The organism is Acidimicrobiales bacterium (assembly GCA_041394265.1).
Lineage (GTDB): Bacteria > Actinomycetota > Acidimicrobiia > Acidimicrobiales > SZUA-35 > JBBQUN01.
Genome location: JAWKIO010000005.1, coordinates 1,218,967 through 1,238,272, shown reverse-complemented (window position 1 = coordinate 1,238,272; position 19,306 = coordinate 1,218,967). Strand labels below are relative to the sequence as shown.

The window sequence follows — 19,306 nt, the reverse complement described above, 5'->3', positions numbered from 1 at the left end:
CGCCGGTGGATGATCTCAGTTCGTCAAGTCGAGGACGAGGGGTGCGTGATCGGACGGTCGCTCGCCTCCGCGCTCCTCGGCGTCGATCCACACCGAGTGCACCCGGTGGGCCACTCGGGGCGAGGCGAGTGCGAGGTCGATCCGCAATCCCCGGTTCGCCTCGAACTGGCCGGGCCGATAGCTCCACCACGTGTAGACCCCGGGCCCGGGAAGGTGTTGCCGAGTCACATCCACCAAGTCGGCATCGAGAAGTGCCTCGATCGCCGCACGCTCGGGCGGCGACGCGTGGGTCTTGCGCCGCCAGCGGGAGGGGTCGTAGATGTCGATGTCGGCCGGCGCCACGTTGAAGTCGCCGAGCAGGAGGGTGTCGCCCCGTTGCCCCAGTTCGCTGCGGAGTCGCTCGAGCCACACCAGCTTGTAGAGGTAGTGCGGGTCATCGAGCTCGCGACCGTTCGGCACGTAGAGGGAGCTGATGCGAACCTGGCGCTCACCCGTGCCGCAGGTCGCCGTGAGCAGGCGGGCCTGGTCGTAGGGCGAACGGTTGTGGCCGCGAAAGCCGCGCTGTTCGTCCTCGAGGCCGACCCGGCTCAGGATCGCCACACCATTCCAGTGGTCGTGTCCCCAGTGCGCCCACTCGTAGCCCTGTTCGAGGTAGTCGCCGGCGAGAGCCTCGAAGACGTCGTCGGTGCACTTGGTTTCCTGGAGGGCGACCACGTCGGGCTGGTGTCGCTCGATCCATGCGAGTACTCGATCGTGGCGGGTGCGAATCGAGTTGATGTTCCAGCTGGCGATCCGCACCTTGGACTGCTCCCGCAGGTAGTTCAAATCGGAAATAAATGTGATGGGCGTCGAGTTGGAACGAGTATGACCGACACCGCGATCGACATCCGACGCTCCGGCGACCGATTCCACACCCGTACCGGCTGGCTCGACTCGAAGCACTCCTTCAGCTTCAGTCGGCACTACTCGCCCGAGAACACCCACCACGGCCAACTGCTCGTGCTGAACGACGATCGAGTCGCCGGTGGTACGGGATTCGAGACCCATCCTCACCGTGACATGGAGATCGTGACCTGGGTGCTCGACGGGGAACTCGAACACAAGGACTCCGAGGGCAACCGGGGCCTCATCTACCCGGGCCTGGCGCAACGAATGACAGCGGGGCGAGGCATCTGGCACTCGGAGAAGAACTGGAGCCCGTCTGACGAGGTGCACTTCATCCAAATGTGGGTGGTGCCCGACACCGAAGCCGTCGACCCTGGCTACCAGCAACTCGACATCAACGATGCGCTTGCTGCCGGCGGTCTCGTTCCGATCGCTTCGGGTCAGGGCCACGATGCGGCCATCACGATCCAACAGCGAGATGCGGTGCTGTGGGGAGCCCGCCTCGATCCTGGCCAACGAGTGACCGTGCCCGAGGCCGCGTTCGGGCATGTCTTCGTGGCGCGAGGTGAAGTGGAGATGGAAGTAGCCGGGCCGCTGACGACCGGCGACGCCGTCCGACTCACCCGGTCGGGCGGGATGGACCTCGTCGCCGGTTCGGACGGTGCCGAACTCTTGATCTGGACCACCGGAGCAATGCGCTGACGACTCGGTCCCCCGGCGACGTGGTCAGGAGGAGGGTCAGGAACCCTTGGCCTCGATGTTCTTGGCCAACCGCTTCATGCCCATGGCGAAGCCGAGTGCGCTGAGCTTGTTGACCACCGGGGCGGCAAGCGACGGGACGTAGGGCACCGTGACGTCCTCGAACCAGTCGACTCGGGAGCCCCCGCTGGTCGGTGACACCGTGAAGCCCGCTCGTCCCCGCAGCACCGGGCCGAGTTTGGCGACCTCGCAACGACCAGTCGACGTCGCTTCCTCCCACTCGATCTCGGTGAGGCGCATGTGGTCGACGAGCGTGAGCGGTCCGTAGCCGGTGTAGCCGGTAAAGGTGCCGCCGACGCTCCGGGGGTCGCCGTCGTCGATCTCGACTCGGGTCGCCGGAATCCACTCGCCGTGGGCGGTCCAATCGGTCATCTCGTCCCAGACGACGTCGGACGGTGCGTCGAAGTCGTGGGACACGGTGAAGGCGATGGCAGCCATCACGTGAGCGTGACACATCGTCGACGCAAGTGACGACCCGCGTGCTTCGACTCGCATGCGATCGGTTGCCGCCCTAGGTTGCGGCCATGTCGCTCACCGTCACCCTGCTCGGCACCGGCAGTCCCATGCCCAGCCCCGATCGGGCGGGTCCGGCCACGCTCGTCTCGGCGGGGGAGGGGGCCGATGCCGAGCACTATCTCGTCGATGCCGGTCGCGGTGTCCTGATGCGGTTGGCTGCGCTCGGTCTGGGTGCGCCGAACCTCGCCGCCGTGCTGATCACCCACCTGCACAGCGATCACATCACCGATCTCAACGACGTCATCACCACGCGTTGGGTCATGACGTTCAGCGAGACCCCGCTCACCATCGTCGGCCCCGTGGGAACGCAGCGAGTCGTCGACCATCTGCTTGCCTCGCTCGAGCCCGACATCGCCTATCGGCTCGCCCATCACGACGACCTCGACCATCGCCCGCCAGTCTCGGTGATCGAGGTCGTCGAGGGTGAGGTGGCGCTGCCCGGCAACGTCGCCATCTCGTGCGGCCAGACCGACCACAAGCCGGTCGAGCCGAGCGTCGGGTACCGCTTCGAGTTCGGCGGCGCCTCGGTGGTGGCCGCCGGCGACACGGTGCCGTGCGCCGGGCTCGACGCCCTCACCGAAGGCGCCGATGCGCTCGTCCACACCGTGATTCGCAAGGACCTCATCGCCAACGTGCCGGTCCAGCGGATGAAGGACACACTCGACTACCACTCCTCGCCTGAGGAAGCGGGGCGCACGGCGCAAGCGGCCGGTGTCGGCACGCTCATACTCACGCACTACGTGCCCCCGCTCCCGTTGAGCGGCACCGAAGACGACTGGCGGGCCCTTGCCGCGTCGACGTTCGATGGTCGGGTGGAGATGGGCGACGACCTCCACCGAGTCGAGATCCAACCCCGCTGACGGCTCCGATCCGAGGAGGTCCATGTCCACCACCATCGAACGACGTTCCATCATCCCGGCACCGGTCGAAGCGGTCTGGTCGACCTTGGGCGAGTTCGGGGCGATCAGCGCGTGGGCGCCGAACGTCGACCACTCGTGCCTGTTGTCGTCGCAGACGGAGGGGCCGGGGACGGTGCGCCGCATCCAGGCGAGCCGCGCCACGATCGTCGAGACGGTCGAGGTCTGGGCGCCCGGCGAGACGCTCTCGTACCGGATCACCGGACTGCCGTCGGTGATCCGCCGGCTGACCAACACCTGGCGCCTCGAGCCGGAGGGAGACGCCACGTCGGTCGTCCTGACGACGTCGATCGACACCGGTCCCCGCCCTCCACAGCGGCTGATTGCCCGGGCTGCGGGCCGCCGCATGGCGAGCGCGTCCGAGCAGATGCTGAGCGGACTCGCCGACCACCTCGCGACCACGAATCGACCACCAACGGAAGGCCCCCGATGACCGACATCTCTTTGCCGCGGCCTGACGTGATCCTGATCATGACCGACGAGGAGCGGGCGGCGCCTCCCTACGAATCGGACGACGTGGCGGCCTGGCGGCGACAGACGTTGCCCGGCGCCCAATGGTTCGAAGAACACGCCGTCAATTTCCGCCGCCACTACACCGGGTCGCTCGCCTGCGTGCCGAGTCGGCCGACGCTTTTTACCGGTCAGTACCCCGGCGTGCACGGTGTCACCCAGACCGACGGACTGGGCAAGATGGCCAACGACTCGCGCATGCGTTGGCTGCGAGCCGGCGAGGTACCCACGCTAGGGCACTGGTTCCGATGGGCCGGCTACGACACGCACTACGACGGCAAGTGGCACCTCTCCCATGCCGATCTCCACGACGACCACGGCGTACGCGTCGACTCGAACGACGACGACGGGAACGTGCTCGTCGCTGGGGTCGACCAGTACCGGACCGCCAATCGGCTCGATCCCTTCGGGTTCGACGGCTGGATCGGGCCAGAACCTCACGGCGGCAAATTGCGCGACGCCGGGGTGCGCCGCGATCCGCTGATCGCCGACCGCGTCGTCGCCTGGCTCACGGACCGCTATGAGCGTCGTGCGGCGGGCGAAACCGGCGCGCTCCGGCCGTTCCTGCTCGTTGCGAGCTTCGTCAATCCCCACGACATCGTGCTGTTCCCGGTGTGGTCACGGCGCGGCAGTCCACTCGAACCGTCGCCGCTCGATCCTCCGCCGGTTCACGAAGCACCGACCGCCAACGAGGATCTGCGGCTGAAGCCCGCCGCCCAGATCGCCTATCGTGATGCGTATCCCTCGGCATATGGACCGGTGCGAGCGGTCGCCGGTGCGTATCGCAAGAACGCTCAGGCTTACCGCGACCTCTATCACCGTCTCCACGCGGAGGTCGACGAGCCGCTCGATCGGGTGCGCCGGGCGGTCACTGACCACGGGTCCGACGCGATCATCTTGAAGACCTCCGACCATGGTGACCTGCTCGGAGCGCACGGTGGCCTGCATCAAAAGTGGTTCAACCTCTACGACGAGGCGACCAGGGTGCCGTTCTCTATTGCGCGAGTGGGGAGCGAGGCGACGACCGGAACGGTCGTGGACGGCGCGCCCACCTCGCATGTCGACATCGTGCCCACGCTGCTGGCCGCCGCCGGCATCGACGAGTCGTCGGCAGCGGTCGAGCTGCGCCGTGAGTTCAGCGAGGTCCATCCATTGCCAGGGCGCAATCTGATGCCCGTCGTCGACCATCCATCCTCGGCCGATTCCGACCGGGCGGTCTACCTGATGACGAGCGACAACATGCTCGAGGGGGACAGCGGGGCATCGGGTCTGGCGCGGCGCCTCGGGCGCACGACGAACCCGCCGGTCCCGCTGCGGATCAACACGCCGGCACATGTTGCTGTCAACTTCGAGGGGCTCGTCCTTCGCCTCGATGGCACCCTCTGGAAACTCGTTCGTGTGTTCGACGACCCCGGCACCTGGACCGAACCCGGCGTTCGTCACCTCGCCGCCAGCGGTGGCCCCGGGCCCGATCAGTACCGCACGGCGCCGCTGCCCGACCAGTGGGAGTTGTACGACCTCGACCACGATCCGATCGAGGAGCACAACCGATGGCACGACGTGGGTCGAGATCGAGCGATCGCCGAGGTCTTCGGTCGGATGTGCGAGGCCCTGAAGTCCGAGCGGGCACGCGCCATCCCCGAGCGCAATCAACCTTGGCCCTACGCTCGGCGTCGACCGATCGCTGCTCCCGCCGCCAAGCGGCCGCCGGCACCGGCACGGGGATTCCGCAGGCTAGCGCAGAAGCTCGGCATGCACCCCGCCGATGCTGAACGCTCCGACTTCGACCTCTCCGGGCGGCGAGCGCTCATCGTTGCCACCAACGTGGCGTGGCTCGACGTCGCCCGCCCGACCGGCGTGTTCGCGAGCGAGATGACCGTGCCGTACTACGCCTTTGCCGACGCCGGCATGATCGTTGATGTCGCCAGTCCGAGTGGTGGCATGGTGGCCGTCGATCCGATGTCGTTGCGGCCGGTGATCCGGACCGCCGAGGACGATCGTTTCCTCGCCGACGACGACTTCCGCAACAAGGTCCGCGAGTCACTCGCGATCGGCGATCTCGACATGGCCGGCTACGACATCGTGTTCCTCGCCGGCGGCTGGGGGGCGGCCTTCGATTTCGGGTACTCGGCGGACCTCGCGTCGAAGATGTCCGAAGCGAATGCCGCGGGCTTGGTCATCGGTGGCGTGTGTCACGGGCCCCTCGGGCTTCTCAACGCCACGGCGGTCGATGGCTCACCGCTCGTGGCCGGCCGCAGGATCACGGCCGTGACCGACAAGCAGGTGAGCGAGCTCGGGATCGAGGCGACGCCTCACCACCCCGAGCGAGAACTGCGGGCGGCAGGTGCGCAGTTCGAGAGCGAGCACCGCTTCCGGGATCCGCTCGCGAACCACTGGGTGGTCGACGGGAACCTCGTGACCGGACAGAATCAGAACGCCGGGCCGATGGTGGCTCGCGAGATGATGCAGATCGTGGTCGACCAGCTCGGCCGGACCAGTGAGCGAGGAACCCCGTGACCGAACGTCGACGCACCCACCGATCACACCTGAGCTACATCGACAAGTCTCGGGAGTACTACGCCGCCCACGGGTATGAGAAGGCCTACGAGTGGGCGACCAACGACGACGCCCCGTTCACGCCGCTCTCGAAGCCGCTCTCGGAGTGCAAGGTCGGAGCCATCACCACCTCGTACTTCCTGCCGGAGGACTTCGTCTATCGCATTCCTTCCGACCTTCCTCGCAAGCCCCACGTGGCCGCACGGTCCGAGGTCGAGCGGTTGAACAACCAGCACCTGTCGTGGGCGAAGGACGAAACCCACACCGAGGATCCCGAGAGTTTCCTGCCGTTGGCCCGACTCGACGAGGCGGCAGCGGCCGGGCGGATCGGTTCGGTGTCCGACCGGTTCTACTGTCTGCCCACCCAGTTCAGCCATCGTCAGACGCAGCGCCGCGACACGCCGCAGCTGATCGAATGGCTGCAGGAAGACGAGGTCGACGTCGTCCTGATGATCCCCCTCTGACCGGTCTGTCACCAGTCCGTGAGCCTGGGAGCACGTCAGATCGAAGTAGCCGGCATCCCCACCGTGGTGATCGGGTCGGCGCGAGACATCGTCGAAGAGTGCGGCGTTCCCCGCTTCCTCTTCGTCGACTTCCCCCTCGGCAATCCCTGTGGGAAGCCTTACGACGCCGAGATGCAGCGTTCCATCGTCGGCCTCGGCCTCGACCTACTCGAGCGAGCGTTCGTGCCCCGCACCACGGTGCAGGCGCCGGTCGTGTGGGACGCCGACGACGGTTGGCGTGAGCGGTTCATGCACGTCGGCGACGACAACCGCGCCGAGCTGGCGGCCGCCGGTGAGGCAAGGCGCAATCTCCAAGACGAATCCCGTACCGACGGCGCCTGATCCGAACGGAGGGGTGGTCGGCTTCGGCGCGCACACCCGCCTGCTTCGCCGATCTCGGGTGGGGAAGAGCCGTTCGCCGGACTGGGCCCTTGGAATTGACAGGCCGCGGCGTTCGTCTGGACATAGTGGCTAACGACTCTTAGTCTGCCGGGCATGCCCTCATCGGCCGCCTCGCCGTCAACCGCATCCTCCCCATCTACGGGAGCAACGTCGATCGCGACGGCGCAGACTCGTCGCGAGCAGATCCTCGACGCGGCCTTGGAGATCTTCGTCGAGCGGGGGTTCCTCGGGGCGACGATGGACGACATCGGTGAAGCTGTCGGGATGCGGGCGCCCAGCCTCTACAAACATGTCCGCAACAAGCAGGAACTACTCGCTGCGCTGATGAGTCGGTCGATCAACGACGTGCATCGAGCCCTCGAGGCCGCCGTCGAGTCGACCGATGATCCGGTGCTTCGCCTGCGTCGGGCGTTCGAAGCGCACGTCCGCTATCACGCAGTGCACCGGCTCGATGCCCTGCTCGGAGCGAACGAGTTGGCCAACCTCGAGCCCGGCCCCCTGCGCGAGCGGATTCTCGGTGAACGCGACCGCTACGAAGCAACGTTCGCCGATGTCGTACGGTCCGGCATCGAGGCCGGGCGGTTCGATGTCGCCCAACCGAAGGTGACCGCCCTCGCACTTCTCGATCTGGGGTCGGGCGTGGCCGTGTGGTTCCGCAACGATGGCGAGCTCGGCGTCGACCAGCTCGTCTACCACTACAGCGATCTTGCCGTCCGGCTGGTCGGGGCCTCCACACCCTGAGCCCGCAGCACTTCGAGGAAAGGAAAGCAATGACCGACCATCAGTACGACCTCGTCATCAAGAACGGACTCGTCTTCGACGGCACCGGAGCGCCAAGGGTCCGAGCCGACATCGCTGTCCGAAACGGCACGATCGCCGTGATCGGCCGGGTCGACGAGAACGACGGTGCCGAGGTGATCGACGCCGCCGGCATGCACGTGGCGCCGGGCTTCGTCGACCTCCACACCCACTACGACGCCCAGATCTTCTGGGATCCCTATTGCACGCTGTCTGGCTGGCACGGGGTCACCTCGGTGGCCATCGGCAACTGCGGATTCGGGTTCGCCCCGGTGGCACCCGAGATGCGTGAATACGCGATGAAGTCGATGACCCGCGTCGAGGCCATCCCCTACGAGTCGATGCGACAGGGGCTCCCCTGGGATTGGCAGACCTTCCCTGAATACCTCGACAGCCTCGATCGCACGCCCAAGGCGCTGAACGTGTTGCCCTATGTACCCGTGGGGCCGCTGCTGCTGGAGGTGCTCGGGGTCGAGGATGCGAAGGCCGGCCGGATGCCGACCGACGAGGAGCACGCTCGCCTGGCCGCAATGCTGCACGAGGCGATGGACGCCGGCGGTTGCGGATGGTCGGCCCAGCGGCTCCCGCCGACCGGACCCGCCGCAGTGCAGCGAGATTGGGACGGCACGCCGATGCCGACCGACATGATGAACGACGAGACGTGCCGAGTGTTCGCTCGGGTGCTCGCCGAGCGCAACCAGGGCGTGCAACAGCTCACGCTCACCACCGACGACGTTCGCCACGACATGGCTCACCTCGAGGAGATCGCCGAGATCTCCGGCCGGCCGGTGTTGCACAACGTCGTGCAAGCTTTCGAGAGCCGGCCTCACGTCCACCGGCAGGCGATCAAATGGCTGGAGCGCTGTCGTGAACGGGGCATTCCCGTGTACGGCCAAGGACTCACGACCGATGCCGGGTTCACGTTCACCTTCGAGGACTGGAACCTCTACGACGACTCCGACACCTGGATGGAGGCGACCACGGGCACGGTCGCCGAGCGGCTGGCGAAGCTGGCCGACCCGGCCCGCCGCCAGGGCCTCAAGGATCAGATGCCGAATGTGGCGACCGCACCGCTCGAGTCGGTCACCGTGCTGTCGCCGCGGACCGAGGGAACCGAGCAGTTCCGAGAGATGTCGGTGGCACAGGTCGCCGAGCTGACCGGCAAGCACCCGGTCGACGCGATGCTCGACATCGCCGTCGCCGACGAGCTGAAGACGCTCTTCTTCGTCGCCCCACCACAGGGCGCCTCCGACCTCCTGCGCGAGATCGTGCAATACCCGCACATGCTGTTCGGTGTGTCCGATGGCGGCGCGCACACCAAGTTCCTCACCGCCGGCCGGTATCCGACCGAGACCCTGGCCGAGCAGGTCCGCGACAACGGGTGGCTCACCTACGAAGAAGCGCACCGCAGGCTCTCGGCCCTCCCTGCCCAGTTGGCGGGCTTCCGCGACCGCGGGGTTCTCCGCGTCGACGGTCCGGCCGACATCGTGGTGTACGACCCCGAGCGTCTGGCGGTCGGGCCGAGCGAAGTGGTCGAAGACTTGCCCGGTGGCGAATGGCGGCGGATCCAGAAGGCGAGCGGCTACCGTGCCGTCGTGGTCAACGGTGTCGTCACGGTGGAAGATGATCGCCAGACTGAGCGCTACCCCGGACGCCTCCTCCGCCACGGCCGCTGAGCCGTGGCCGATCGGTCACTGGGTGGCGAATTCGCCGCACTGCTGACCGCAACGTTCATCACCAACATCGGTGACGGGCTGCGGCTCTCGGCGTTGCCCCTGTTGGCGACGACGCTGACGTCGTCGCCGTTGCTGATCGGTGGGCTGACGGCGGCACAGTTCCTGCCCTGGACGACCTTCGCTCCGATCGGTGGTGTCATCGTCGATCGTTCGGATCGTCGGCGCCTGATCATGGTCACCCAGGCATGGCGGTCGGTCGTGATGGCCGCCCTGGCCGTGGCGATCGTCATGGACGCCGTGGCGATGTGGCAACTGTTCGTCGTGGCCTTCGTGATCACCTCGGGGGAGATCCTTGTCGACCCCTCGGTGGTCGCCACGGTGCCGACCATCGTTGCCGAGCGCGATCTCGATCGGGCGAACGGGCGCATCACCACCGTCGAGACGGTCACGAACGAATTCGCCGGTGGACCTGTAGGGGCCGCGAGCTTCGCCCTCGCGCCCTGGCTGCCGTTCCTGCTCGACGCGTGTAGCTATCTCGGATCGATCGCCCCGTTCAGCCGCCTACCGGCGACTCCGTCCCGTCGGCAGCGTGCACCGGCGCGTTCACTCACAACCGAGATGGGCGACGGGCTGCGTTGGATCGGTTCGCACCCGTTCCTGCGGCCGCTCACCATTGCCATGGCGGTGTTCCATCTCGGCACGGCCGGAGCCTTCGGTCTGCTCGTCCTGCTCGTGACTGACGTCCTCGCACGGCCGGGCATCGTGTACGGCGCTGCCCTCGCAGCGGCCGCAGTGGGAGCGACGCTGGCGAGTCTGATCGCCGCACGGCTTGCGGCAAACCTTGGTCGCCGGACGCTGATGAGCGTCGCTGCGCTGTTGGCAGCGCTCAGCGTGCTGGCGGCCGGATCGTCGAGGTCGGACTGGCAACTGGTCGCGGCCTGGACGTGCAATGGCGCAGCGGCCGGAACCATGCTGGCGATCGGTCGCGGCTTCGTCCAGCGTCACACGCCGCACGATCGGCTCGGTCGTGCGGCGATCGCCTCCCGATCGATCACTCGAACGGCGTTCGTCGTTGGCGCATTGCTGGCAGGTGCCATCGCCAACGCCACGTCGATTCGGTGGGCGTTCGCCGTGTCGGCGTCGTTCCATCTCCTCGGCGCCGCGCTCCTCACCCGAGCCTTCCGCTACGAGCCGACGTGATCACTCCTCGGCATCGACCGTGAACGATTCGACGAGTTCGAGGAAGGTGCCGTCCGGATCCCGGAAGCAGAAGAAGCGAGTCCCCGAGGTTTCGTTCATCATCACCGTGGCGGGCGGACCGACGATCTCGACCCCTTCGGCCTCGAGCGCTGCGTAGTCGGCGGCCAGGTCGGTGGTCCGTAGGGCGAGGCGGGCCAGCCCCGGTCGGTAGAGATGGGGATACGGGTCGGACTCGTCACGGGGCGACACCCACTCCAGCAGGTCGATCACGACCGGTGGGCTCGAACCCGGAATCGTCAGGATCGCGCCACGCACCTGATACGGCGGCATGCCGACGGCAGCGGCAACCTCGGGCGTGTTGGTCTCCGGTACGACCCAGAACTCCCGGAACCCCAGCATCTCGTAGAACCGAAGTGACCGTTCGTAGTCACGGCAGTTGATGTTCACATGGACCATGCCCGAGATGTGCACGAGGTCTCCCTTCGTTCGAAAGTTGCCGGCCTGACGCGACGGTCAGGAGACCACCGTGTCGCCGTTGTCAATGACGAGTTCGGCGCCGTTGATGTGTTTCGACTCGTCGCTCACCAGGAAGACGACGAGGTGGGCCACGTCACTCGGTTCGCCGACACCGAGTCGCTGCCGGAGCGCCTCCGGATCGTCGGCGCCCGGCAGGTCGATCCCCATGAGGGAGTCGAGTGCCTGGTGGACCATTGGGGTGTTGATGCTGCCCGGATGGACCGAGTTGCATCGGATGCCGAGCTTGTTCTGCCGGCAGTACGCCGCAACGGCCTTGGACAGCGAGCGGATGCCACCCTTGGCCGCCGAGTAGGCGGCGTACGGGGCGATGCCGGTGAGCGCCGCGGTCGACGACATGTTGACGATCGATCCGCCTCCACTCGAACGCAGGAGTGGGATGGCGGAACGGCATCCGAAGAAGGTGCCGTCGAGATGGATGGCCAGCGTCCGGCGCCAGATCTCGGTCGAGGTGTGCTCGATGTCGGCGATCGGCGCAATGCCTGCGTTGTTGACCAGTGCATCGAGCTGCCCGTAGCGCTGTTCGACCTCGGTCATCACCTCGGCCCAGGCGGCCTCGTCGCTCACGTCGTGTGGGAGGAACACGGCACCGAGTTCGTCGGCGAGCGACGACCCGGCGTCGGTGTCGATGTCGGTCATCACCACGTGGGCGCCTTCGGCCACCAGGGCGCGACTGTCGGCCGCCCCGAGTCCAGAGGCAGCACCGGTCACCACGACGACCCTGCCGGCAACGCGCCCGTCGCCCGTGCTCACGGAGCGAAGGCGACTCGAAGGTCGCGCTTGAGGATCTTGCCGCTCGGGTTCTTCGGGAGCTGCTCGACGATGTTGACGTGCTTCGGCGTCTTGTAGCCGGCGAGGCGTTCCCGCGTGAAGGCGATCAGCTCGTCGGGGGTGGCCGATGCGCCGGCTCGCAGCACCACACACGCCGCCACGGCCTCGATCCACTTGGGGTCGGGGACACCGAAGACGGCGACCTCGGCGACGGACGGATGTTGGAAGAGGCAGTCCTCGACTTCCTTGCTCGCCACGTTCTCGCCGCCGGACTTGATCATGTCCTTCTTTCGGTCGACGACAGTGAGATACCCCTCGTCGTCCATGATCCCGAGGTCGCCCGAGTGGAACCAGCCGTTCTTGAACGTGGCGGCGGTCTTCTCCGGATCGTTCCAGTAGCCGATCATGGCCTGCGGGCTCCGATGCACGATCTCGCCGATCGTGCCCGCCGGTACCGGCTGATCGTCGTCGTCGACGATCCGGGTCTCGACGTTCAGTGTCGCCAAGCCGGCCGATCCGGCCTTTCGCACCTGATCGCTGGGTTGGAGGATCGTGGCGACCGGTGCCATCTCGGTCTGGCCGTAGAAGTTCCACAGGTCGACGTTCGGGAGGCGTTCGCCGATTTCGCGCAGCACCTCGAGCGGCATGATCGACGCTCCGTAGTACCCCTTGCGCAACGACGACAGGTCGTACTTCTCGAAGGCTTCCGAGCGCATGATCGAGATCCACACCGTCGGTGGACAGAACAACTTGGTCGCCTTCTCCCGCTCGATCGCCGCACAGATCAGCTCGGGGTCGGGGCTGGGCAACACGATGCTGGTCGCCCCGACGTACACGTCGGGTGTGAGGAAGCAGTGGAGCTGGGCGCAGTGGTAGAAGGGCAGCGAGTGGATCTCGATGTCGTCGCTCGTCATGCCGCCGTCGACGAGACAGCTCACATACTGGGCGATGAGGGCCCGACTGGTGAGCGTGGCGCCCTTGGGTCGGGACTCGGTGCCGCTCGTGTACATGATCTGGATCGGATCGTCGTCGTCGATGTCGACGTCGATCGAGTCGTCTCGGCCTGCGGCGTCAAGCGTGGCCACGTCCTCGTGACCGTCGGGGCGGGGGAGTGCCGCCGCGCTGGCGATCCAGCAGCGAACCGAAGGCGCACGGTCGCCGAGCGCGCTTGCCCACGCCGTCGCCATGGTGTCGGCCAGCTGGTCCTCGACGATGTAGCCGACGGGTTGGGAGTGGTCGACGATGTAGCCGAGCTCGTCGGCGTTGAGCATGAAATTGGCCGGGACCGAGATGGCACCGAGTCGGGCCAGAGCGAAGTAGTAGACGAGGTAGTCCCGCGAGTTGTGGGCGAACATCACGATCCGGTCGCCCTTGCCGACGCCTCGATCGGCGAACGAGTTCGCCACCCGTGTGACCAGCCGATCGAGCTCGGCGAACGTGTCGACGTCACCGTCCCACACCAGCGCCCGATGGTCGGGCCGACGGCAGGCCGTGCGGTGGAGCAGGTCGGCGATGCCGTGGCGTCGCGCAGCAGTGATCTCTGGAGTGCTCGTCATGGCCCCACTCTGCCACAGCAACTTTGGCGAGTTGGCACCTCTGAGCGGCATCAACTCGCCAGAGTTGCTGTGTCCTTGACAGCGAGGTGGCTGGCCTCTCAGATGGCTCGGTGCCAAGCGACGCCGAAGAACGCATGATCGAAGCGGCCGAGCGCATCGCCGCCGAGGAAGGTCTCGGAGCGATGTCGCTCCGGGCGGTCCAGGCCGCTGCCGGCCAGCGCAACAAGTCGGCGGCCCAGTACCACTTCGGTTCGCGCGAAGGATTGATCGAACGCATCGTCGTGCACCGCATGGGCCCTATCAACGAGCGTCGGGTAGAGATGCTCGGCACCCTGCCGGACGAGGCGACGCTCGCCGACCTGGTAGAGGTGTTCGTCCGGCCGACCGCCGAGGCGGTCCTGTCCGGACGTCCGAGCTACTGGGCCCGGTTCGTCATCGCCGGCACCGCCGACCCGACCGTGGCCGACGTGGTGCGAGTCCACCTCCAGGGCGAAGGATTCCGGGTGATCGCCCGGCGTCTGTTGGCTGCGCTCGACCATCTACCCGAGGCGACTCGTGCTCGCCGTCTGGAACAGGTGTTCAGCCTGGTCTTCGCCAGCTTGGCCCGGGCGGAACGCGAGCCCATGGTCGACGACGTCGATGCGCTCATCACCGACCTGGTCGTCGTCTGTGTCGCCATCCTCGCCGTCGGTACCTCCCCGTCAACGGCCGGAATTGAGGCGCGCGCCTTGACAGATTGAGGCGCGTGCCTCAAGGGGGAAACGATGCTCGATCAAGCCATCACCGGACCGGCCAACGGATTTCTCGGCGGGCCGCGTGTCGGCGACGTCCCGGTGCCGCCGACCCACGGTCGGTTTACGATCACGCCGCTGTCGCCGACCATCGGCGGTGTCGTCGAAGGGATCTCGCTGGCCGATGACGTCGATGCCGAGCTGTTCGAATTGCTGAACGCTGCGCTGCTGGACTGGAAGGTCCTCTTCTTCCGTCACCAAGACATCACCAATGAGCAACATTTGCGATTCGCTGCGAACTGGGGTGATGTCGAGAGCCACCCGTTCTTCAGCGTGCTGCATCCCGACGAACACCGGCCCGAGGTGGTGCGTTTCGAGAAGGGCGAGAACGTCTCGGGCTACGAGAACATGTGGCACAGCGATGTCTCGTGGCGAGCGGAGCCCTCGCTCGGCTCGGTGCTACGGGCCGTCGAGGTGCCGGCCGCCGGCGGCGACACGCTGTGGGCCGACATGGGGCTGGCCTACGACCATCTCACGCCGGCCATGAAGGAGCGGCTCCAGGGAATGACCGCCATCCACGACTGGATCAAGTCCTTCGGCGCCGTGATGGCGCCCGAGATGCGAGACACCTTGCGCCCCGACTTCCCACCGTCGGAGCACCCGGTGGTGCGCACCCATCCCGAGACCGGGCGCAAGCTCCTCTACGTCAACCGGATCTTCACCGACCATCTGGTCGGTCTCGAGCCGGACGAGAGCGCCGAGCTCCTCGACTTCCTCTGCCTCCAGGCCAACTTCCCGGAGTATCAGTGCCGCTGGCACTGGGAGGCCGGCGACGTTGCCCTCTGGGACAACCGCTCGACCCAGCACTACGCGGTGTCGGACTACGCCCCGCAGCGACGAGTGATGGAGCGGATCACCATCATCGGCGACAAGCCCTACTGACGACCGCCCACCTCCCGTCCAACCCGCTCCACCACCTGCCAACCCCGCTCCACCGCCGGCAACTTTGGCGAGTTGACACCTCTGAGCGGCATCAACTCTCCAAAGTTGCGGGGGTTTCTTGGTCAGGCGCGGTGGTCGAGGTAGGCGCGGGCGATGGCTCGGAGGCGGTCGCGGCCGAAGCTCGGATCGTGTCCTCCATGGACGACGGTGACCGGCAGCTCGAGGAGTCGACGCATGGTCGAGCAGTAGGCGTCGATGTCGGAGTCTTCCAGTTCGTCCAGCAGCGGACCGTCGTAGACGGCGTCGCCGGAGAAGAGCGTGCCCGTGGCCGACTCCCACAAGCCGATCGATCCGGGGGAGTGTCCGGGAAGGTGGAGCACTTCGAAGCGGCGATCACCGAGATCGACCGTGTCGCCCTCGTCGACCAGGCGAGTGACACGGGCCGGTTGCTGGGCGAACGCGTCGAGGCGGTAGCCGGCAGGCAGGGCGCTCACGAAGAGCGGATCGGTCATCGCATAGCCGGCCCGTTCGAGCCCGGCGACCGCCTCGGGACCCCAGGCCACCAACGGGTCCAGGGACGTCATCGTCGGTTGTTCGAGACGGTGCGATTCCGCTGGGTGGACGAGCACGTCGGCGAACTCGTGATGTGAGCCGATGTGGTCGTCGTGTCCATGCGTGGCAACGGCGCTCACCGGCTTGTCGAGGACCTCGCCCATCGCCTCGACGAGGCTGAGGACGCCCATCCCGGTGTCGATGACCAGGTCACGGTCGCGTCCTCGCACGTGCCAGATGTTGCATCGCATGAGGGGCACGACGTGCGGCTCCCACCACAACGTGATGCCGTCGTCGACGGCTCGGTTCTCGAACCAGCGGTCGGCGATCGGCATGATCATGGACGGTCACGTTACCCCTGCGGCCCGGGCGCGTCGTCGAGATCGAGGGCTGGGCGACTGGTCACGGTCGGATCGGCGGCGTAGGTTGCGGGCCATGAGCAAGATCGTCTCCGACCCACGTATCGACCCCCGGATCAAGGCAACGATGGGGGCGATGCCCGAGTCGTCGCCCAGCGACGTCGCCGACCGCGACACTCTTCTCGCACAGAACAACACGCCCGAGGCCAAAGCGATGCAGGCGATGATGGTGGCCGGGCTGGACATGCTCGACCGGGAAGACATTGCGCCCTCCGACGGGCTCGACATCCACGAGTTCGAGTTCACCTCGCAGCCCGATGGCAACACGGTGAAGGTGAACTTCATGCGGCCGAAGGCGGCGACCGGCCCCGTGCCGTGCGTGTACTACATCCATGGCGGTGGCATGCAGTCGCTGTCTGCCTTCGACGGCATGTATCGCTCGTGGGGTCGCATCATCGCCAATCAGGGTGTCGCCGTCGCCATGGTCGATTTCCGCAACTGTCTCATCGCCTCCAGCGCCCCCGAGGTCGAGCCGTTCCCCGCCGGCCTGAACGACTGTGTCGCCGGACTCAAGCACGTCATCGAGCACGCCGAGTCGCTCGGCATCGACCCGGCCCATGTCATCGTCGCCGGTGAGTCCGGTGGCGGGAACCTCTCGATCGCCACCACGATGAAGCTGAGCCGAGACGGCGATCTCGGTCTGATCCGAGGGCTCTATGCCCTGTGCCCCTACATCGCCGGTGAGTGGCCGCAAGACCGGTTCCCGTCGTCGACCGAGAACGAGGGCATCCTGCTCAGCCTCCACAACAACAACGGGCGCATTGCGTACGGGATCGAAGAGTTCGAGGCGAAGAATCCGTTGGCCTGGCCGTCGTTCGCGACCGAGGACGACGTGAAGGACTTCCCTCCCACCATGATCAGCGTCAACGAGTGCGATCCGCTGCGCGACGAGGGCATCGAGTTCTACCGCCTGCTCGTGCGGGCAGGCGTCAGTGCGCAATGCCGCCAGGTCATGGGCACGATCCACGGCACCGAGATCTTCTCGGCTGCGTGCCCCGACATCAGCTACGAGACGGCCCGCAGCATGGCGCATTTCTGCGCCACGATCTGAGTCGCCGTCCCACCGACTGAGCCCACCGTTTCGGGCGCCGTAGCTCGATCCTCGAGCGACGATGTAACTCTTCGATTCGCGTGGCGTCGTCTCGGCCAGCGCGTCATGATGTCGCGAAACGGAGGGAACCAACATGAACAAGTGCCGCAGTGGCCTGGCGTCGCTGTTGGCGGTGAGCGCGCTCACCGCCTGCGGTGGCGGTAGCGACGAAGCGAGCGTGGCCGTGCCCGAGGGCGCAACGCTTTGCAGCGTCTACACCGACAGCTATGAGCCGATCCTGAGTGCGCCCACGGCCTTCGGCGAGGACGGCTGGGAGGACGAGGCCAAGCAGTTGGTCGATCTGGCGAAGCAGCTCGAGCAGCTGGCCCCCGCCGAACAAGCCGACAACGCAACGGCGAACGTGGGCTACTTCCAGGCCCTGGCCGACGTGAAGTCGGCGAGCGAGTTCGTGCCGGGGAGCAACGACTTCAACAGTTACCTCAGGAGTTCCTGCTGAGGTCCTCCTCCGACCAGAAGCCAACGAGCGGTACCGGGTCGGGATCGGTCGCGTAGCGGCGCAGTCGTTCGAGCCCGGCGGGGTCATAGATCTCGATGAGGTCGAAGATCACCTCCGGGCCGACGGCGCGCAGCGCCTTGTGCGCTGGCGACCCAACACGGGGAAGGCTGGAGGTCAACACGATCGCCCGCTCGGTCGACGCACCGGACATGGCCTGCAGCACGTTGAGGCGCCCGAGCAGCTTCCAGACGGCATCGATGCGCTGGAGCCCGGGCCGGCTCGAGGTGAAGGCGCCGGAGGCGTCGACCCACCAGCGGGTGCCGCTCGCCGGGCTGACGATCTGGAAGTCGAACTCGAGGATGCCCGGTGAGTGCTTCGCCTTCGCTCGGATGTCGCCGAAGCCGGCTTCGTGCAGTCGCCGCTCGGCGAGATCTTGGACCTTCTTCCCTTCGCTCACGGCGAGCGCTTGGAAGAACTCTTGGCGGTCATCGATCGACAGGCTGCCAACGATCTCTCGCTGCTGCTCGATCGGGCGCTGATCGAGCGACCCGACCGCGGCGTCGAGCCGGTCGATCCGCTCCAGCTCGGCGTCGAGCCGCTGCTCGGCCAAGGAAGCGAAGGCGGGATCGGTGTCGTAGCCGACCCCGATGCGGCCGGCACGGGCGGCAGCGACCAGGGTGGTGCCGGACCCGAGGAACGGGTCGAGCACGATGTCGCCGGTGTAGCTGTAGAGGTCGATCAGCCGTCGCGGCAGCTCGATCGGGAACGGCGCCGGGTGACCGATGCGGGTGGCCGACTCGGCGTCGATCCGCCAGACGTCGCGGGTGACGTCGAGGAACTCGTCGTTGGTGATCGTCGATTCGTAGGGGAGGCCCTGGCGCTCGCGCTGTTTGGTCGTGAGTGCTCGGGAGAACCGGCCCTTCGAGGCGATGATGACCCGTTCGGTCATGTCGCGCAGGACCGGGTTCGATGCCTTGGCGAACGAACCCCAGGCGCACGATCCCGACGATGTCGACGCCTTCTCCCAGATGACCTCTCCTCGCAGGAGCAGCCCCAGGTCGTCCTGGAGGATCGAGATCACGTCGGCGCTCAGGCTGCGGTAGGGCTTGCGGCCGAGGTTGGCCACGTTGACGGCGATGCGCCCGCCCGGCTCGAGGACACGTCGGCATTCGGCGAAGACGTCGCGCAGCATGTCGAGGAACTCGAGGTAGCTCCCGGGGATCTGGCTGACCCCGTCGGCATCGCCCGTCACGGCGAGCTCGTACTCCTTGCCGACGAAGTAGGGAGGTGACGTGATCACGAGCGCGACGGAGTTGTCGGGAAGTTCGCTCATGTCGGCCGACGAGCCGACGAGGGCAGCGCCCGAGCCGAGCTTGTCGATCAGGGCGTCGGGACGGTTGACCGTCTCGTCGTCGGAGAGTTCCGGCGGGGCGAACCGGGCATAGAACGTCGACGCGTCGTGACCCTCGCGGCGGCCAACGCCGAAAGAGGAGGTCTGCGTCCGATCGCTCCGCTCGTTCATGGCCAAGAGC

At 66.8% G+C, this 19,306-nt stretch carries 20 protein-coding genes; 13 read left to right on the top strand and 7 right to left on the bottom strand.

What is annotated here, in order from left to right:
• Nucleotides 1–15: 15 nt before the first annotated feature.
• Entirely contained in the window at nucleotides 16–825 is an 810-nt protein-coding gene (locus tag R2733_05950; protein MEZ5376040.1) for an exodeoxyribonuclease III, read from the bottom strand.
• 39 nt (nucleotides 826–864) lie between these two features.
• Between R2733_05950 and R2733_05945 the strand changes: the two genes are divergently transcribed.
• On the top strand, nucleotides 865–1,587 hold the full coding sequence (locus R2733_05945; protein MEZ5376039.1) for a pirin family protein: 723 nt from the start codon (nucleotides 865–867) through the stop codon (nucleotides 1,585–1,587).
• Between the two features lie 36 nt (nucleotides 1,588–1,623).
• Here the strand turns inward: R2733_05945 and R2733_05940 are convergent, their stop codons facing one another.
• Nucleotides 1,624–2,082: an SRPBCC family protein gene (locus R2733_05940; GenBank protein MEZ5376038.1), complete on the bottom strand. Its 459-nt coding sequence runs from the start codon at nucleotides 2,080–2,082 to the stop codon at nucleotides 1,624–1,626.
• Between the two features lie 86 nt (nucleotides 2,083–2,168).
• Here R2733_05940 and R2733_05935 point away from each other — a divergent pair, with 86 nt between their 5' ends.
• The 8 genes from R2733_05935 (at nucleotide 2,169) to R2733_05900 (ending at nucleotide 10,722) form a co-directional block, all read left to right on the top strand.
• Nucleotides 2,169–3,020, top strand: a complete 852-nt coding sequence (locus tag R2733_05935; GenBank protein MEZ5376037.1) for a ribonuclease Z — start codon at nucleotides 2,169–2,171, stop codon at nucleotides 3,018–3,020.
• Nucleotides 3,021–3,042: 22 nt separating this feature from the next.
• Nucleotides 3,043–3,510, top strand: a complete 468-nt coding sequence (locus tag R2733_05930; GenBank protein ID MEZ5376036.1) for an SRPBCC family protein — start codon at nucleotides 3,043–3,045, stop codon at nucleotides 3,508–3,510.
• A complete protein-coding gene (locus tag R2733_05925) occupies nucleotides 3,507–6,104 on the top strand; it encodes a sulfatase-like hydrolase/transferase (GenBank protein ID MEZ5376035.1) in 2,598 nt (865 codons plus the stop codon). Before R2733_05930 ends, R2733_05925 begins: the two co-directional genes overlap by 4 nt.
• Nucleotides 6,101–6,607: a glycine/sarcosine/betaine reductase selenoprotein B family protein gene (locus R2733_05920; GenBank protein ID MEZ5376034.1), complete on the top strand. Its 507-nt coding sequence runs from the start codon at nucleotides 6,101–6,103 to the stop codon at nucleotides 6,605–6,607. Before R2733_05925 ends, R2733_05920 begins: the two co-directional genes overlap by 4 nt.
• Nucleotides 6,608–6,625: 18 nt before the next feature.
• Nucleotides 6,626–6,988 (top strand): hypothetical protein, encoded by a 363-nt coding sequence (locus R2733_05915; protein MEZ5376033.1) that lies wholly within the window; start codon nucleotides 6,626–6,628, stop codon nucleotides 6,986–6,988.
• Nucleotides 6,989–7,141: 153 nt separating this feature from the next.
• Nucleotides 7,142–7,789 carry a TetR/AcrR family transcriptional regulator gene (locus tag R2733_05910; GenBank protein MEZ5376032.1) on the top strand — a complete coding sequence of 216 codons (648 nt, stop codon included), beginning with the start codon at nucleotides 7,142–7,144 and terminating at the stop codon, nucleotides 7,787–7,789.
• Nucleotides 7,790–7,818: 29 nt separating this feature from the next.
• A complete protein-coding gene (locus R2733_05905; GenBank protein MEZ5376031.1) occupies nucleotides 7,819–9,522 on the top strand; it encodes an amidohydrolase family protein in 1,704 nt (567 codons plus the stop codon).
• 3 nt (nucleotides 9,523–9,525) lie between these two features.
• Nucleotides 9,526–10,722 carry an MFS transporter gene (locus tag R2733_05900; GenBank protein MEZ5376030.1) on the top strand — a complete coding sequence of 399 codons (1,197 nt, stop codon included), beginning with the start codon at nucleotides 9,526–9,528 and terminating at the stop codon, nucleotides 10,720–10,722.
• On the opposite strand, the gene R2733_05895 is transcribed toward R2733_05900, so the two are convergent.
• Genes R2733_05895 through R2733_05885 form a run of 3 tightly spaced genes read right to left on the bottom strand, consistent with a single transcriptional unit; the run spans nucleotide 10,723 to nucleotide 13,583 of the window.
• Nucleotides 10,723–11,193 (bottom strand): VOC family protein, encoded by a 471-nt coding sequence (locus R2733_05895; GenBank protein ID MEZ5376029.1) that lies wholly within the window; start codon nucleotides 11,191–11,193, stop codon nucleotides 10,723–10,725.
• Between the two features lie 42 nt (nucleotides 11,194–11,235).
• Nucleotides 11,236–12,009: an SDR family oxidoreductase gene (locus R2733_05890; GenBank protein ID MEZ5376028.1), complete on the bottom strand. Its 774-nt coding sequence runs from the start codon at nucleotides 12,007–12,009 to the stop codon at nucleotides 11,236–11,238.
• Nucleotides 12,006–13,583 (bottom strand): fatty acyl-CoA synthetase, encoded by a 1,578-nt coding sequence (locus R2733_05885; GenBank protein MEZ5376027.1) that lies wholly within the window; start codon nucleotides 13,581–13,583, stop codon nucleotides 12,006–12,008. Before R2733_05885 ends, R2733_05890 begins: the two co-directional genes overlap by 4 nt.
• Before the next feature lie 110 nt (nucleotides 13,584–13,693).
• On the opposite strand from R2733_05885, the gene R2733_05880 reads away from it, so the two are divergent.
• Nucleotides 13,694–14,323, top strand: a complete 630-nt coding sequence (locus tag R2733_05880; GenBank protein ID MEZ5376026.1) for a TetR family transcriptional regulator — start codon at nucleotides 13,694–13,696, stop codon at nucleotides 14,321–14,323.
• A gap of 24 nt (nucleotides 14,324–14,347) precedes the next feature.
• Entirely contained in the window at nucleotides 14,348–15,256 is a 909-nt protein-coding gene (locus tag R2733_05875; GenBank protein MEZ5376025.1) for a TauD/TfdA family dioxygenase, read from the top strand.
• Between the two features lie 122 nt (nucleotides 15,257–15,378).
• On the opposite strand, the gene R2733_05870 is transcribed toward R2733_05875, so the two are convergent.
• Nucleotides 15,379–16,149: an MBL fold metallo-hydrolase gene (locus R2733_05870; protein ID MEZ5376024.1), complete on the bottom strand. Its 771-nt coding sequence runs from the start codon at nucleotides 16,147–16,149 to the stop codon at nucleotides 15,379–15,381.
• A gap of 94 nt (nucleotides 16,150–16,243) precedes the next feature.
• On the opposite strand from R2733_05870, the gene R2733_05865 reads away from it, so the two are divergent.
• Nucleotides 16,244–17,278, top strand: a complete 1,035-nt coding sequence (locus R2733_05865) for an alpha/beta hydrolase fold domain-containing protein (GenBank protein MEZ5376023.1) — start codon at nucleotides 16,244–16,246, stop codon at nucleotides 17,276–17,278.
• 133 nt (nucleotides 17,279–17,411) lie between these two features.
• Nucleotides 17,412–17,774: a hypothetical protein gene (locus tag R2733_05860; GenBank protein MEZ5376022.1), complete on the top strand. Its 363-nt coding sequence runs from the start codon at nucleotides 17,412–17,414 to the stop codon at nucleotides 17,772–17,774.
• Here R2733_05860 and R2733_05855 read toward each other — a convergent pair.
• Nucleotides 17,758–19,296 carry a site-specific DNA-methyltransferase gene (locus R2733_05855; GenBank protein ID MEZ5376021.1) on the bottom strand — a complete coding sequence of 513 codons (1,539 nt, stop codon included), beginning with the start codon at nucleotides 19,294–19,296 and terminating at the stop codon, nucleotides 17,758–17,760. The two genes, R2733_05860 and R2733_05855, sit on opposite strands and share 17 nt — an antisense overlap.
• Between the last annotated feature and the right edge of the window lie 10 nt (nucleotides 19,297–19,306).